Genomic DNA, 14,261 nt, shown 5'->3' with positions numbered 1-14,261 from the left:
ACGACGTGAAGACGTGAGGACACAGGCCATGAGCGACCGAGTTACTCCTCCGATGCACGCCCTGCCCGACGGCGAGGCGGAGATCGCGCTGGTGGTGCACCTCCCCTGGGAGGACGTCGCCGCGCTCGGCCAGGAGGCCGGACGGCTCGCGGCCCGGTTGCAGCGGCCCGTGACCCTGGACGAGGCCGTCAGCCATCGTCTGCGCTCCTCCCGGCCGGCGGCGCACGCGAAGCCGGCCCAGACCCCGCCCGCGGTCACCGCGGCCGCCTCGGTCTCCTCGCTGCCGCCCCGGCCGCCCGCCGAGCAGGCCCGGCAGGCGATCGACCGGATCAACGGGTCGGCGGGGAACGAGTCCGCGTAGCCGGTCCGCGGGCCGCGCGCCGCCCGGCGGACCGTCCGGGCGGGGCGGAGGCCCACCGCCCCGCCCGTCACCGTGCCGTCTGCCGCACCTTCGCCACCGCCTTGCGGGCCGCGACCAGGACGGGGTCCCAGACCGGGGAGAACGGCGGCGCGTAGCCGAGGTCCAGCATCGTCATCTGCTCCACCGTCATGCCCGCGGTCAGCGCCACCGCGGCGATGTCCACACGCTTCGCCGCGCCCTCCCGGCCGACGATCTGCACGCCGAGCAGCCGTCCCGTGCGGTGTTCCGCGAGCATCTTCACCGTCATGAGGGCGGCGTTCGGGTAGTAGCCCGCGCGGCTCGTCGACTCGACGGTGACGGTCTCGAACCTCAGGCCCGCCCGGCGCGCGTCCTTCTCGCGCAGCCCGGTGCGGGCGATCTCCAGATCGCAGACCTTGCTCACCGCCGTGCCGACGACACCGGGGAACGTGGCGTATCCGCCGGCCACGTTGGAGCCGATGACCTGCCCGTGCTTGTTCGCGTGGGTGCCCAGCGCGATGTGCCGCTCGCGCCCCGAGACCAGGTCCAGCACCTCGACGCAGTCGCCGCCCGCCCAGATGTCCTCGTGCCCGCGTACCCGCATCGACAGATCGGTGAGCAGCCCCCCGTGGTCGCCGAGCGGCAGCCCGGCCGCACGGGCCAGCGACGTCTCGGGGCGTACGCCGATGCCGAGCACCACCACGTCCGCCGGATAGGTGGCCTCCTCCGTGACGACCGCGCGGACCCGCCCCTCGTCGCCGGTGAGGAACCCGGTGACCTCCGCGTTTCCGACCATGGTGATGCCGAGGCCCTCCATGGCCTTGTGCACCAGGCGGCCCATGTCCGGGTCGAGGGTGGCCATCGGCTCCGTGCCCCGGTTGACGACGGTCACCTCGTACCCGCGGTTGATCAGCGCCTCGGCCATCTCCACGCCGATGTAGCCCGCGCCGACGACCACGGCACGGCGGCCCCCGGTCCTCGCGAGCGTGTCGAGCAGCGCCTGCCCGTCGTCCAGGGTCTGCACACCGTGGACGCCAGGCGCGTCGGCGCCCGGCAGATCGGGGCGGACCGGACGCGCGCCGGTCGCGATGACGAGCCTGTCGTACGACGTCCACTCCTCGGCCCCGGTCTCGAGGTCCAGCGACCGCACGCGGGCGCCCGCCACGTCGATCTCGGTGACCTCCGTGCGCATCCGCAGGTCGATGGCGCGCTCCCGGTGCTGCCCGGGGGTCCGCGCGATCAGCCGGTCCCGGTCGGGGACGTCGCCGCCCACCCAGTACGGGATGCCGCACGCCGAGTACGAGGTGAAGTGGCTCCGCTCGAACGCCACGATCTCCAGCTCGTCGGGACCGCGCAGCCGGCGTGCCTGGGACGCGGCGGACATGCCCGCCGCGTCACCCCCGATCACGACCAGCCGTTCCCGGTCGTCACGCCCGCCGCTCGCACCGTTCGCATCGTTCATGCCCATACGAACACGCTACGGGGGCGCGGCACTTCAGTCCTCCCCGCGGCCCTCGCGAGCCGGGCCGGAGGCCGCCTCGCCCGCCTTGCCGGAACCCGTGCCGCCGGCCGCGCCGCCGGCCGGCTCCGCGGCGGGGGCCTGAGCCGGGCGCGCGGCCGGAACCGGAGCCGGTCCCTGCCCCGCGGGCACCGCCGGAGCGGGAGCCGCGGCCGGAGCCGGGCCCGGCGCCACCGCAGGAGCGGGAACCGGAGCCGGTCCCGAGGCGGCCGCCGGGGTCCGGCGGCGCAGCCGGGGGCTCACCCCGCGCATCCACACCAGGGCGATCAGACCCAGGACCACCACGAAGGGGAGCACCGCGCCGATCGCCAGCGCCAGCCAGCGCACCACGGTGACCAGCACGTCCCAGCCGCCCGAGAGCGCGTCGAGGAAGCCGGGGTCGGACCCCTTCTTCTCCGCCTTCTTCACCGGAGTCTCGGACAGCGTGAGCGTGATGGTGGCGAGGCTCGTACGGTCCTTCAGCGACGACTGCTGGGCCAGCAGCGCCTCCAGATCGGCCTCCCTGGTGCTCAACTCCCCTTCCAGGGCCACCACATCACTGAGCCTGGTCGCCTTGTCCATCAGTTCGCGGACCCGGGCCACGCTGGCGCGCTGCGACTTGACGCGGCTCTCCACGTCCACGACCTGATCGGTGACGTCCTCCGCCTTCGCGGTCCGCGAGACGACCTTGCCGGCGCCCTCCAGGCCGGTGAGCACCTCGTCGTACCGCTCGGTGGGCACCCGCAGGACGACCCGCGTGCGCTCGTGGTCCCGTTCGTCGCGGGTGGTGGTCTCGTCGCCGACGTAGCCCCCGGCGTTCTCGGCCGCCGTGCGGGCGTCGTCCAGGGCCTCGGGAACGTCCTTGACCACGACGGTCAGGGAGGCCGTACGGATGATGCTGTTCACGGTCACCTTGGGCGGAGCGGCCTTGCGGCCGTTCGACGCGCCGCTCCCTGCGGCCCCCGCGGCCCCCGAGTCCGCCTGCTCGGCGGGGGCGGCGTTCGCGTCGCTCCGCGCGACCGACTTGTCGTTGCTGCCTCCCGCCCCGCTTCCCGCGCCGCAGCCCGTCAGCGCGAGCGCGGTGACGAGGAACATCCCGGCCATGAGCCGGGCGGGACGGCCGGCGCGCGCCGACGACGCGGCCGGGACCGACGGGACCGACGGGACGGACGAGGCGGACGAGGCGGACGAGCCGGACTCGCCGGGTGACACGGGCCGGAGCGGATGTCCGGAGCTGGCAGTGCGCATGCGGGTCTACCCCCAGGGTGGTGACGACTGACGCTTCTTCGACGCCGGACGGGCACGGGACGTTGGCGTACTCCGGTCCCGATGCGGTCACGGTCCGGACTCGAAGGGGCCGCACGGCCCTGGCGGGAGGGCCGCCGGTGTCTGAGAGGGTGGGGTCATGAGCGCATCACGACCGGACCTGGGGCACGTCGTCGTCGTCGGAGCCGGCATCGCCGGGCTGGCGGCCGCACACCGATTGCTCGGACGCGGGACACGCGTGACCGTCGTCGAGGCCTCGGACCGGGTGGGCGGCAAGCTCCTTCCCGGGGAGATCGCGGGCGTGCGGGTCGACCTGGGCGCCGAGTCCATGCTGGCGCGCCGCCCGGAAGCGGTGGACCTGGCGCGCGAGGTGGGCCTGACCGACCGGCTGCGGCCGCCGGCCACCGCCACGGCCTCGATCTGGACCCGGGGTGCGCTGCGCCCGATGCCCAAGGGCCATGTGATGGGCGTACCGGGCACGGCCGACGCCCTGGCCGGTGTCCTGTCGGACGAGGGCCTCGCCCGCATCGAGCGCGACGCCGAACTGCCCCGCACCGAGGTCGGCGACGACGTGGCCGTCGGGGAGTACGTGGCGGCCCGCCTCGGCCGCGAGGTCGTGGACCGCCTGGTCGAGCCGCTCCTGGGCGGTGTCTACGCGGGCGACGCCTACCGCATCTCGATGCGTTCCGCGGTCCCGCAGCTCTTCCGGGCCGCGCGGACCCATGACTCGCTCACGGAGGCGGTCCGGGAGATCCAGGCCGGGGCGGCCGCGGGCGGGCAGACCGGGCCGGTCTTCATGGGCATCCAGGGCGGCGTGGGCCGGCTGCCGCTCGCCGTGGCACGCTCGGTGGCGGACCGGGGCGGGGAGATCCTGACCGGGACTCCCGTGACGGAACTGCGCCGGACGGCACCGACGGGCTGGCAGGTGGTCGCCGGCGAGCGTGTCCTGCGGGCCGACGCGGTGGTCGTCGCCGTTCCCGCCCCCGCCGCGGCCACGCTGCTGGGCGCCGAATCACCCGCGGCCGCCGCCGAGCTGCGTACGGTCGAGTACGCCTCCATGGCCCTGGTCACCCTCGCCTACCGCCGTGCCGGCGTCGCCCTGCCCGAGGGCAGCGGCTTCCTGGTGCCGCCGGTGGACGGCCGCACGATCAAGGCGTCCACCTTCGCCTCCCGCAAGTGGGGCTGGATCGCCGACGAGGACCCGGACGTGCTGGTGCTGCGCACCTCCGTGGGGCGCTACGGCGAGACGGAGATCCTGGAGCGGGAGGACGCCCACCTGGTCGACGTCTCCCGGCACGACCTGCGCGAGGCCACCGGCCTGGACGCCGAACCGCTCGCGACCCGCGTCACCCGCTGGGACGACGGCCTGCCGCAGTACCCGGTCGGCCACCACGCGCGCGTGGCCCGCATCCGCGAGGAGGTCGCCAAGCTGCCGGGTCTCGCGGTGTGCGGCGCGCAGTACGACGGTGTCGGCATCCCGGCCTGCATCGCGAGCGCGTACGCCGCGGTCGACCAGCTGGGCGGCGACCCGCGCGGCGTGCGCGAGCTCACCGCCAACCCGGTGCAGAGCCTGCACGGCGGCGCGGGAGAATAGCCTCATGAGTGACGACGCCCCCACCACCGAGGCCGCCCGGATCCCGAACAAGGGCAAGCTGGCCAAGGACCTGAACGAGGTCATCCGCTACACCCTGTGGTCGGTCTTCAAGCTGAAGGACGTGCTCCCCGAGGACCGTTCCGGTTACGCCGACGAGGTCCAGGAGCTGTTCGACCAGCTCGCCGCGAAGGACGTCACCGTGCGTGGCACCTACGACGTCTCGGGGCTGCGCGCCGACGCCGACATCATGATCTGGTGGCACGCCGAGACCAGCGACCAGCTCCAGGAGGCGTACAACCTCTTCCGCCGTACGAAGCTGGGCCGCGCCCTGGAGCCGGTCTGGTCGAACATGGCGCTGCACCGTCCGGCCGAGTTCAACCGCTCGCACATCCCGGCGTTCCTCGCCGACGAGACGCCCCGCGACTACGTCAGCGTCTACCCCTTCGTGCGCTCCTACGACTGGTACCTGCTGCCCGACGAGGACCGCCGCCGGATGCTCGCCGACCACGGCAAGATGGCCCGCGGGTACCCCGATGTCCGCGCGAACACGGTCGCCTCGTTCTCGCTCGGCGACTACGAGTGGATGCTCGCCTTCGAGGCGGACGAGCTCTACCGCATCGTCGACCTCATGCGCCACCTGCGCGCCTCCGAGGCCCGGATGCACGTCCGCGAGGAGGTCCCGTTCTACACCGGCCGCCGCAAGGACGTCGCCGACCTGGTCGCGGGCCTCGCCTGACCGTCCCGGCACCTTTCGCCCGGCCGTCCCGGCACCGGTCCGGCCGTCCCCGCGCAAAAGGGCGGGCGTCCCTTCGCGGGGCGCCCGCCTTCCGTGTCCGCGGAGCCGGTCAGCGGGCCCGCGCCACCGGCTCCCGGTGCGGTGCGCATCCCGCGTCACGGCCGGGAAGCCGGCCCTCCAGGAGATACGCGTCCAGATGGGCGTTGACGCAACTGTTGGGGCCGCCGCCGATCCCGTGGGTGCCGGCGCCGTGCTCCGTCACCAGCACCGAGCCCCACAGCCGTCGCTGCAGCTCCTTGGCTCCCTCGTACGGTGTCGCCGCGTCCCGCTCGGCGGCGAGGATCAGCGTCGGCGGCAGCTCACCGGGCAGTGTCCGCACGTCGAGCGGCTTCTGCCGGGGCGCCGACCAGTACGCGCACGGCAGGTTCATCCACACGTTGTCCCAGGTCTCGAACGGCGCGACGCGCGCGAGCCGGGTGTTGTCGCGGTCCCAGGTGCGCCAGTCGGTCGGCCAGGGCGCGTCGTTGCACTCCACCGCCGTGTAGACCGCGCTGCCGTTCTCCTGCTCGGCGGCCGCCTCCGGGTGGGGGCCCGCCAGCTGGATCAGCGGCTTCGGATCGCCCTTCAGATAGGCGGACAGCGCCAGCGCGCGCTGCGGCCAGTAGTCGTCGAAGTACCCGGCCTGCAGGAACGTGCCCTGGAGCTGGGCCGGGCCCACCTTCCCGCCCGCGGGCGAGGCGGCGAGCCGGGCCCGCGCCTTCTCGTAGGAACGCCGCACCTCCTCGGCGGTGCGGCCGAGCCCGTACACCTTGTCGTGCCGGGCGATCCACGCGCGGAAGTCCGCCCAGCGGATCTCGAACGCGGCCGACTGGTCGAGGTTGTTGCCGTACCAGACCTTCTCGGGGTCGGGGTTCACCGCCGAGTCGAAGACCATGCGGCGTACGTGCGAGGGGAACAGGGTCGCGTACAGGGCCCCGTAGTAGGTCCCGTACGAGGCACCCATGAACGTCAGCTTCCGCTCGCCGAGCGCGGCCCGCAGCACGTCCAGGTCACGGGCGTTGGCGAGCGAGGTGTAGTGGCGCAGGGCGGCGCCCGAACGCCGGGCACAGCCGCGGGCGTACGCCTTGGCCTCCGCGATCCGTGCCTTCTTGAACGACTCCGAGGGGACCGCCGGGGCCTGCAGGAGCGGCTTGCGCGGGTGCCGGGGGTCCCGGCAGGACAGCGGCGCCGACCGGCCGACGCCGCGGGGGGCGTAACCGACGAGGTCGTACGCGGCTCCGATCCGCTTCCATTCGGGCATGAGGCCGATCAGCGGGAAGTACATGCCGGAGGCCCCGGGACCGCCGGGGTTGTAGACGAGGGAGCCCTGGCGCGGCACCTTGTGCCGCGCGTTGTGCGGGTCCTTGCCGGTGGCCTTCACCCGGCTGACGGTCAGTCTGATCCGTTTGCCGTCGGGGAGGGCGTAGTCGAGGGGCACCGAGACCGTGCCGCACTGGAGGCTTGCCGGCAGGTGCTCCACCTTGGGGCACCTGCCGAAGCGGATGCCCGCGGCGGCGGCGCGCCCGGCGGCGACGGCGGTGCCGCGCGTCTCGGCGGATCCGACCGGGTCCGGCCAGGCCTGCGCGCCGCCCGCCGGAGCGGCGACGAGGCCGGTCAGCAGCAAGGACCCTGCGGTTCCGTGGAGGACGGCAGCTCTCATCGCGAATCCCTTCAGCGCGCGGCAGCGACAGAAGGATGCTTCGTTCGGCGGTCGGCGAAGTAAAGCACCGCCCGCCGGTGTCGGCGCCAATGACCCCGATGCGCCCCCGCGGGCTCCTTTCAGCCCCTTTGGTACTTCCGGGCGTGTCGGACCGGGCCGCGGGCCTGTCCTAGCGGGCCCCCTCCCGCCAGGACGTGTCGCGGTCGCGGTGCGCCAGGGCCGCCCGCAGTTCGGGCTCGCCGATCGCGCGGACACCGCGTACGGCGACGGAGGTGAGGTACGTACGGTCGTCGCCGGACGCGTCGGAGTGCCGGGCCAGGGTGCCGAGCAGCCGCTGCCCGGCCGGGGAGGCCCAGCGGGTGCAGGGGTGCACCTCGATCCGGGCTATGGCCAGACAGCTCACCGTCAGGATGAGCGGGAGCAGGAACCAGACGGCCACCGGGACGTCGCTGCCCGGGGCCTGACCCGGCAGCAGCAGGGCCACGAGGCCCAGCGCGAGGACCCCGGCCGCGGCGGCCTGGACCTGGCGGACGGCCCCCGCGATCGTGGTGCGCGCCCCGTCGGGGACGGCGAGGCCGGCCGCGACCAGGCGGTCCGCGAGACGGCGTACGGAGTCGGCGGCGGCGGTGGCCGCCCGCAGCGGTGCTATCCGGGACTGGCCCTCGGGCCCGATCGCCCCGATGACCGAGCGCTCCATGTCGTCGCGCCCGCGCGGGTCGACGACCGTGGCCCAGCCGGTGTGCGCGAGCAGCAGGCGGCGCTGCCGGGCCATCGACACCAGGGTCAGGTCGGCCACCCGGGCCGGCCCGCCGGACAGGAACGCGGCCTCGTACAGCGTGAGGTCGTGCCCGTGCGCGGCGTCGGCGTCGAGCGACGCGGCGTGGACCGCGGCCAGACACAGCCGGGTGCAGGAGACACCGGCCGCCACCCAGGCGAGGATCAGGAGAAGGACCCAGAACATGGCGTTTTTCTATGCGATGGGACCGGGCGGGCGCCATGCTCCATTCACGATGTGGGACGGAGCCGTTGCCGGTGTGTGACGTTCCGTTTGTCGTGTGCCCCGGTGCTCGACCCTCGCACCGTCCTCAACTCGTCCGGTCCGGGCGGCTCCTGAGGGTCCGGCGGTCCGTTCAGGAGCCGGGCGAGGGGTTGGGGCGCGAGGCGGCCGGGGGGAGCGGGTAGCCCGAGGACGGGGTCACGGGAGCCGGTGAGGAAGGGGACGGGACCGGCCCGGGCGGCGCGGGGGAGTTGGTGAGCGGCGGCGGGCTCGCGGTGGCCGCGTCCCGGGCGAGCGCGTCGAAGTCCACGTATCCGGTCGCCTCGAGCACCTTGATGTGGTCGAGCACGGTGGTGTTCGCGTCGTCGGCGAGATCGCGTACGAGCGAGTTGCGGGTGTTCGCTCGGACCTGGGCGACCATGGCGAACACCTTGCCGTGCGCCGCGCGCAGGATGTTCGCGAAGTCCCGGTCGTACTGCGTGCCGTGCGCCGCGCTGAGCGTGGACAGCCACTGACGCTGCTGCGCGTTGGGCTGACTGGGCAGTTCCAGGCTGAGCCGCGCGGCGACGCTGCGGACGCGCGCGTCGAGGAACGTGTGTCCCTCGATCAGATGCTGTCCGGCCGTCCGTACGGCCTGGGTGGTGCCGCGCTCCTGGGCCTGCTGGCCCGCGGGCAGCTCCCACAGTCCGGCCAGCCGGACCCTGGTGACGAACTCCCTGTCCAGGCCCGAGAGCGGGCCGTACGGGCTCGGCACGGTTCCGGAGTTCAGGGTGTCGAGGCCGGTGCCGGCGCGGTCCGCGTACGACCAGATCGGAAAGGCCAGCGCGGCCAGGGTCGCCAGCAGTGCGGCGATGATGAGCCCTGTCCCGCTGACCGGTCCGCTGCGGTTGTCGGATCGCATGGTGCCTCCTGTTGCGGCACCGCACGCTAATGCGCTTCGGGTGCGGGTTGGCATGCTACTGCGGGCTCTACGTCAACCGCCGTACACGAAGAACGGATCGGGCCGAGGGGGGAAGGCACCTGTTGCGGTGGTTCGCGCCGACACCAAAACGGCCTGAAGCGACAGGAAGCGGACGCACACATCACCTTCACAGGACGCGGTGTTACTCCGGGCACACTCCGCGGAGGGGGTGTGTCGGATGCCTGGCCGAGACGTCTCGCCGGGGTCCGAGTGCTTACCGCGGAGCCGGCGAGCCGGCGGGGTGCCGAGCCTCCGAGCCGGCGGGGCGATGGGGCGCGGGGTGGTGTCGTCCGGGGGCGTGGGTCGGCCGGTCGGCGGGTCGGCGGGTCGGCGGGCTGACGGGTCGGCCGGTTGGAGCGGCGGCGCCGTCCGCTCGGCGGGCCGTGGGGCGGCGGGTCGGCCGATTTGGTGGGTCGGCGGGGTCGTGGGGCAGCGGGTCGGCCGGTTGGCGGGGCGGTGTCGTCCGCAGGTGGGGTCGCTCAGCGGCGGAGCAGGGCCTTGCGGGTGGCCCTGGCCAGCCGGGCCACGGGCCGCCCGGACAGCGGGGCCGGGCCCGACCGCTCCAGCCACCACGCGCGCAGCCGCCGGGTCCCGGCGCCCTCCGGCAGGCCCGTGAGCAGCAGGTGCTCGGCGAAGTCCAGGGCGTCGCGGCGGTAGCCGCCGGTCATCGGACGCCGCTGCGCGTACGCGAGGAACGCCGGCCGGTAGCCGTCGGCCAGGATCTCGGGCAGCTCCGGGGCCACCTTGGCCACGACGTCCGCGCGTTTGGCGGCGAGGGCGCGCCCCTGGACCCCGAGGCGGGCGCGGTCGAAGCCCTCGGGCGCGGGGGTCCCGGCGACCAGCGCGGACAGCAGGGCGGCCTGCGCCAGCGCCACCCGCTGCCGGGGGGCGTCTCCCGCGTCGGCGGGGGAGTCCGTCGCGGCCGCGTCGTCCGGTCCGGCCGCGAGGGGAGCGGTGCCGCTCCCGGCCGGGGCCACGCTGTCACGCCCGGCGGGCCGGGGCGCGGCCTCCGCCTTCTCCACGGTCTCCCGGATCGCGGTGAGCTCCCGCTCCAGCTCGGCCGGTCCGGGGAAGTTCTCGTCGCGTTCGAGGAGGACACCCGGCGGGGTCACCCGGGACGCGAGGTCGGCGAGGATGTCGAGCACGGGCCGCGGGACGGGGTGGGCGTGGCTGTCGTGCCACACGCCGTCCCGCTCGAAGCCTCCGGCGACGTGGACGTAGGCGATCGCCTCGACGGGCAGTTCGTCGAGGGCCCTCGCGGGGTCCTCGCCGCGGTTGACATGGTTGGTGTGGAGGTTGGCCACGTCGATGAGCAGCCGGACGCCGGTGCGGTCGACCAGGTCGTAGAGGAACTGTCCCTCGGTCATCTCCTCGCCGGGCCAGGAGATCAGCGCGGCGATGTTCTCCACGGCGAGGGGGACGGGGAGCGCGGCCTGGGCCGCGCGGACGTTCGCGCACAGGACGCGCAGCGCGTCCCGGGTGCGCGGAACGGGCAGCAGGTGCCCGGCCTCCAGCAGCGGTGACGCGGTGAGCGGGCCACCAGCCCGGACGAAGGCGATGTGTTCCGTGACGAGCGGTGAACCCAGCGCCTCGGCGCGCTCCGCCAGCGCGGTGAGCCGCGCCTCGTCGGGCCGGTCGGCGCCGCCGAGACCCAGGGAGACGCCGTGCGGCACCACCGTGACGCCCCGCTCGCGCAGGCGCAGCAGCGACTCGGGCAGATGGCCGGGGCACACGTTCTCCGCCACCGCCTCGACCCAGTCGATGCCGGGCATCCGCTCCACGGCCTCGGCTATCTCCGGCCGCCACCCGATTCCCGTACCCAGCCGCCCCGGCTTCGTCATGTCCCCTCCTCCGTCACGGCCTCGGCCGCGCCTCCCTCTGCGTCGCTCCCCACGACGGCCGGTGCACCGGCGTGACCAGGTCATGGCCCAGGGGACCGGGACCGAACCCACCGGGGCGGACGTTCAGAGCAAGATTTGAGGTTCCGCGCCGGCGGTCCCGCCCCGGACGGAGGCGAGCGGACCGGTACCGGAGAGGGCGAGTGGCCCTTTCGCGCCACCAGCGGGAACGGGCGGCGAGAGTTGGCCTGAAAGCCCTCCCGCGTCCTTCGTTCGGGGGGTGGTAACGCCAACTTCCGTTTCCCTAAGATGGTTTGCCGGTCGCGCCGGTCAGGCAGGCCGACACGGATCTGGGGGAACGATGCAGCCTGGCGAGCAGCTGTCCACGTCGATCGATGCCACGGTGCCCACGGCCGCGCGCATGTACGACCACTACCTCGGCGGCAAGGACAACTACGCCGCCGACCGGGCGGCCTGCGAGGAGCTGGACAAGGTCGTCCCCAGCACGCGCGCGCTCGCGCTGAACAACCGGCGTTTCCTCCAGCGGGTGGTCCGGACGCTGGCGGACGGCTACGGCATCAGGCAGTTCCTCGACCACGGATCCGGCCTGCCCACCCAGAACAACGTGCACCAGGTCGCCCAGGCCGTCGACGAGACCTCCCGCGTGGTCTACGTCGACGTCGACCCGATGGTGCTCGTCCACGGCCGGGCCCTGCTCGACCAGAACGAGCGGACCGCCGTCATCCACGCCGATCTGCGGCAGACGGACGAGATCTTCGACCACGCCGACACCCGGCGGCTGATCGACCTCTCGCAGCCGGTGGCCGTGCTGTTCAACTCGGTGTTCCACTGCATCCCGGACAGCGAGACGGACGGGCCCCTCCCCGTGATCCGCCGGGTCGCCGAACGGCTGGCGCCCGGCAGTTTCATGGTGATGTGCCAGCTGGTCAGCGAGGACGCCGAGGTCCGCGACTTCGTCACCGGCTTCATGGACACCGCGACGCAGGGGCACTGGGGCCGCGTCCGTCAGGAGAAGGACGTGGAGGAGTTCTTCGACGGCATGGACGTCCTCGAACCCGGACTGGTCGAGGTCTCCACCTGGCGTCCGGACACCGACGTCGTACCGCGCCAGCTCACGCAGGAGTGGATCGAGTTCGGCGGGGTCGGCCGGATCCGCTAGGGCCGTCCGGCCATTCCCGTCCGGCCGTTCCCGTCCGACAGGCCCTAGTTCGCCGCGTACCGCTGTTCCACCGTGCCGCGCAGCAGCGCGAGGGACGCGCGGGGACTGAGGGCCTCGTCGGCGAGCCGGTCCAGTACCACCCGGTACTCCTCCGTCTCGTCGCGGTCCTCCAGGAAGTTGGCGCTTCTGATGTGCTCCAGGTAGACGATGTCGGGCAGTTCGACGCCGCCGAAGCGCAGATAGGTGACCGGGATGGCCGGCGCCGAGGCGTTGGTGACGTCCAACGGCACGATCTGCACGACCACATGGGGGCGCTGGGTCATCTCGATGAGGTGTTCGAGCTGGGCGCGCATCACCTCACGGCTGCCCAGGACACGCAGCAGCACGGACTCGTCGACGACGGCCCACAGTTGAGGGGCGTCCGCCCGGTCCAGCAGCTCCCGTCTGCGCGTGCGCAGCTCCACCCGGCGCTGCACCTCGGCGGCGGGTGCCGTCGGCAGCCCGCGTTCCACCACGGCACGCGTGTACTCGGGGGTCTGCAACAGGCCCGGAACGTACTGGATCTCGAAGGTGCGGATGGTGGTGGCCGCCTCCTGGAGTCCGACCAGCCGGTCGAACCACTCGGGCATCAGCCGCTTGTCGTAGCGCTGCCACCACCCCGGCTCGCCCGCGCGCTTGAGCAGTCTGAGCAGGACCGAGATCTCGTACTCCTCGGTCCCGTACAGGCCGAGCAGCGCGCGGACGTCGTCCTCGGTCGGGGGCCGGCGGCCCTTTCCCGCCTCTATGCGCGACAGCTTCGCCGCGCTGAACCCGAGGGAGCGCGCCGCCTGTTCCTGGGAGAGCCCCGCGTCCTCGCGGGCGCCGGCGAGCTGCACGCCGACCAGCATCTTCAGCAGAGTGGGGGCGGGCTCCTCCCGGCTCAGATACGGTTCGAGGCGGGAGACGCGGGGTGACTCGACGGACATCCTGACTCCCAGTCGACCGGCAGAAGACAGCCAAAATTATCGCACTGCGCCGGACTCTGCCGCATGGAGAGACAGAAGTGGACAACCATCCTTCCGTTTCAACGGAGTTCGGCGCACCGGCGGCCGGGTTCAGAGCAGGTGGTCGAACTCCCCGTCCTTCGCGCCCGCCAGGAACGCGGCCACTTCCGCCGGGGTGTAGACGAGTGCCGGGCCGTCGGGGTCGCGGGAGTTGCGGACGGCTATCCGCCCGTCGCCCAGTGCGGCCACCTCGACGCAGTTGCCTTCGGCATTGCTGTGCCTGCTCTTGATCCAGGAGGCGCCCAGCGAGCTGGCCCGCACTCCGTTCGGCACTGATGGCACCAACGCACTCTCCTTGCTGACGTTCCACGCAGACGTTCCACCAGGTGCGCGCCCGGGCGGGCCGCCCGGGCGCGGCCTGCGGCCCGGGCCCCACGCGGCCCATGCGCCTCTCCGTCTTCGTGCAATTTCTCGTGCAATTGCACGAAGGCGCTGTCAGCGTGGATAATAGCCGTGGCGTCAACCTCGTTGCCAGAGGCCTGTACTGACGTCAGATCAGCCGCTCCCCGGGGAGCGTGATCGTCCGGGACGGAGCCTCGGCCCGCCCGCGCACCTGGCACTGTCCGACGCCTTCGGAGGGAGCGGAAATGGCCACACCACTCAGGAACCTGGAACGCGTGTCGTGGGACGAGATCAAGGACTCCAAGGGGTCGGCGGAAGCCATCCCCTTCCTGCTCAACACCGTCGCCTGGGGTGACGCGGCAACCGCCAGAGCGGCGCTCCAGGACCTGAGGGAACGAATCTGCCAGTTCGGATTCGTCGTGGAGCAGGCGACGGCCGCCACCGTCCCCTTCCTCTGGGAGCTCGCCGAACTCCCCCAGGTCACCTGCCGCGTGCAGATAATCCAGCTCCTGAGGGACATCGCGGAAGCCCGGCAGTGGGAGCGCACGGCCGCCGCCTATCCCAAGCTCCTCAACCGCCGGGAGAACTGGGTGGGCTGGGAGCGCGAGGCCCGCCAGGCCGTCCGCGCCCACCGCGGCACCCTCCAGCACCTGCTGGCCGAGCCGGACACCGAGATCGTCCGCGTCACCGCGGAACTCGCCACCACGCTGGCCGAGTAGGGCCCGGCG

14 protein-coding genes are annotated in these 14,261 nt (G+C 73.3%); 6 read left to right on the top strand and 8 right to left on the bottom strand.

Going from position 1 to position 14,261, the window contains the following annotated elements; genetic code table 11:
- The first annotated feature begins 28 nt into the window (after positions 1-28).
- The gene (locus tag ACFYYF_RS19375; protein WP_365481870.1) at positions 29-361 is read left to right on the top strand and encodes a hypothetical protein; all 333 of its coding nucleotides are present in this window, start codon (positions 29-31) and stop codon (positions 359-361) included.
- A 67-nt stretch (positions 362-428) separates the two neighbouring features.
- Here the strand turns inward: ACFYYF_RS19375 and ACFYYF_RS19370 are convergent, their stop codons facing one another.
- Positions 429-1,847: an FAD-dependent oxidoreductase gene (locus ACFYYF_RS19370; RefSeq protein WP_388777232.1), complete on the bottom strand. Its 1,419-nt coding sequence runs from the start codon at positions 1,845-1,847 to the stop codon at positions 429-431.
- A gap of 27 nt (positions 1,848-1,874) precedes the next feature.
- On the bottom strand, positions 1,875-2,981 hold the full coding sequence (locus ACFYYF_RS19365) for a DUF4349 domain-containing protein (protein ID WP_388777230.1): 1,107 nt from the start codon (positions 2,979-2,981) through the stop codon (positions 1,875-1,877).
- On the opposite strand from ACFYYF_RS19365, the gene ACFYYF_RS19360 reads away from it, so the two are divergent.
- The 3 genes from ACFYYF_RS19360 (at position 2,980) to hemQ (ending at position 5,473) form a co-directional block, all read left to right on the top strand.
- Complete coding sequence (locus tag ACFYYF_RS19360) at positions 2,980-3,156, top strand: hypothetical protein (RefSeq protein WP_388777228.1); 177 nt, start codon at positions 2,980-2,982, stop codon at positions 3,154-3,156. The genes ACFYYF_RS19365 and ACFYYF_RS19360 overlap by 2 nt on opposite strands.
- A 126-nt stretch (positions 3,157-3,282) precedes the next feature.
- Positions 3,283-4,737, top strand: a complete 1,455-nt coding sequence (gene hemG, locus ACFYYF_RS19355; protein ID WP_388777225.1) for a protoporphyrinogen oxidase — start codon at positions 3,283-3,285, stop codon at positions 4,735-4,737.
- Positions 4,738-4,741: 4 nt separating this feature from the next.
- Positions 4,742-5,473: a hydrogen peroxide-dependent heme synthase gene (hemQ, locus tag ACFYYF_RS19350; protein ID WP_361681973.1), complete on the top strand. Its 732-nt coding sequence runs from the start codon at positions 4,742-4,744 to the stop codon at positions 5,471-5,473.
- A 109-nt stretch (positions 5,474-5,582) separates the two neighbouring features.
- On the opposite strand, the gene ACFYYF_RS19345 is transcribed toward hemQ, so the two are convergent.
- The 4 genes from ACFYYF_RS19345 to ACFYYF_RS19330 all read right to left on the bottom strand — a co-directional run bounded on the left by ACFYYF_RS19345 (position 5,583) and on the right by ACFYYF_RS19330 (position 10,971).
- Entirely contained in the window at positions 5,583-7,172 is a 1,590-nt protein-coding gene (locus tag ACFYYF_RS19345; protein WP_388777223.1) for an alpha/beta hydrolase, read from the bottom strand.
- Between the two features lie 169 nt (positions 7,173-7,341).
- Positions 7,342-8,133, bottom strand: a complete 792-nt coding sequence (locus ACFYYF_RS19340) for a TIGR04222 domain-containing membrane protein (protein WP_388777220.1) — start codon at positions 8,131-8,133, stop codon at positions 7,342-7,344.
- Positions 8,134-8,302: 169 nt separating this feature from the next.
- Positions 8,303-9,070, bottom strand: coding sequence for a DUF4142 domain-containing protein (locus ACFYYF_RS19335; RefSeq protein ID WP_388777218.1), 768 nt, complete (start codon positions 9,068-9,070; stop codon positions 8,303-8,305).
- A gap of 539 nt (positions 9,071-9,609) precedes the next feature.
- Positions 9,610-10,971: a DUF692 domain-containing protein gene (locus ACFYYF_RS19330; protein ID WP_388777215.1), complete on the bottom strand. Its 1,362-nt coding sequence runs from the start codon at positions 10,969-10,971 to the stop codon at positions 9,610-9,612.
- A gap of 358 nt (positions 10,972-11,329) precedes the next feature.
- Here ACFYYF_RS19330 and ACFYYF_RS19325 point away from each other — a divergent pair, with 358 nt between their 5' ends.
- On the top strand, positions 11,330-12,148 hold the full coding sequence (locus tag ACFYYF_RS19325) for an SAM-dependent methyltransferase (RefSeq protein WP_361681988.1): 819 nt from the start codon (positions 11,330-11,332) through the stop codon (positions 12,146-12,148).
- A 44-nt stretch (positions 12,149-12,192) separates the two neighbouring features.
- On the opposite strand, the gene ACFYYF_RS19320 is transcribed toward ACFYYF_RS19325, so the two are convergent.
- Together ACFYYF_RS19320 and ACFYYF_RS19315 are read right to left on the bottom strand one after the other, a co-directional pair.
- Complete coding sequence (locus ACFYYF_RS19320) at positions 12,193-13,113, bottom strand: helix-turn-helix domain-containing protein (RefSeq protein ID WP_388777212.1); 921 nt, start codon at positions 13,111-13,113, stop codon at positions 12,193-12,195.
- 129 nt (positions 13,114-13,242) lie between these two features.
- Positions 13,243-13,473: a DUF397 domain-containing protein gene (locus ACFYYF_RS19315; protein WP_355767705.1), complete on the bottom strand. Its 231-nt coding sequence runs from the start codon at positions 13,471-13,473 to the stop codon at positions 13,243-13,245.
- A gap of 305 nt (positions 13,474-13,778) precedes the next feature.
- Here ACFYYF_RS19315 and ACFYYF_RS19310 point away from each other — a divergent pair, with 305 nt between their 5' ends.
- Entirely contained in the window at positions 13,779-14,252 is a 474-nt protein-coding gene (locus tag ACFYYF_RS19310) for a hypothetical protein (protein WP_361681994.1), read from the top strand.
- Positions 14,253-14,261 lie beyond the last annotated feature (9 nt).

This window comes from Streptomyces sp. NPDC001914, from assembly GCF_042891215.1.
In the GTDB taxonomy this organism is placed as follows: domain Bacteria; phylum Actinomycetota; class Actinomycetes; order Streptomycetales; family Streptomycetaceae; genus Streptomyces.
The sequence above is the reverse complement of the archived record's forward strand: the minus strand, read 5'-3'. Positions and strand labels throughout refer to the sequence as shown.

Excerpts from the sequence above, each read along its gene's own strand:
- ACFYYF_RS19375 (WP_365481870.1), top strand. The coding sequence starts at position 29 with ATGAGCGACCGAGTTACTCCTCCGATGCACGCCCTGCCCGACGGCGAG.
- ACFYYF_RS19370 (WP_388777232.1), bottom strand. The coding sequence starts at position 1,847 with ATGGGCATGAACGATGCGAACGGTGCGAGCGGCGGGCGTGACGACCGG.
- ACFYYF_RS19360 (WP_388777228.1), top strand. The coding sequence starts at position 2,980 with ATGAGCCGGGCGGGACGGCCGGCGCGCGCCGACGACGCGGCCGGGACC.
- ACFYYF_RS19365 (WP_388777230.1), bottom strand. The coding sequence starts at position 2,981 with ATGGCCGGGATGTTCCTCGTCACCGCGCTCGCGCTGACGGGCTGCGGC.
- hemG (WP_388777225.1), top strand. The coding sequence starts at position 3,283 with ATGAGCGCATCACGACCGGACCTGGGGCACGTCGTCGTCGTCGGAGCC.
- hemQ (WP_361681973.1), top strand. The coding sequence starts at position 4,742 with ATGAGTGACGACGCCCCCACCACCGAGGCCGCCCGGATCCCGAACAAG.
- ACFYYF_RS19345 (WP_388777223.1), bottom strand. The coding sequence starts at position 7,172 with ATGAGAGCTGCCGTCCTCCACGGAACCGCAGGGTCCTTGCTGCTGACC.
- ACFYYF_RS19340 (WP_388777220.1), bottom strand. The coding sequence starts at position 8,133 with ATGTTCTGGGTCCTTCTCCTGATCCTCGCCTGGGTGGCGGCCGGTGTC.
- ACFYYF_RS19335 (WP_388777218.1), bottom strand. The coding sequence starts at position 9,070 with ATGCGATCCGACAACCGCAGCGGACCGGTCAGCGGGACAGGGCTCATC.
- ACFYYF_RS19330 (WP_388777215.1), bottom strand. The coding sequence starts at position 10,971 with ATGACGAAGCCGGGGCGGCTGGGTACGGGAATCGGGTGGCGGCCGGAG.
- ACFYYF_RS19325 (WP_361681988.1), top strand. The coding sequence starts at position 11,330 with ATGCAGCCTGGCGAGCAGCTGTCCACGTCGATCGATGCCACGGTGCCC.
- ACFYYF_RS19320 (WP_388777212.1), bottom strand. The coding sequence starts at position 13,113 with ATGTCCGTCGAGTCACCCCGCGTCTCCCGCCTCGAACCGTATCTGAGC.
- ACFYYF_RS19310 (WP_361681994.1), top strand. The coding sequence starts at position 13,779 with ATGGCCACACCACTCAGGAACCTGGAACGCGTGTCGTGGGACGAGATC.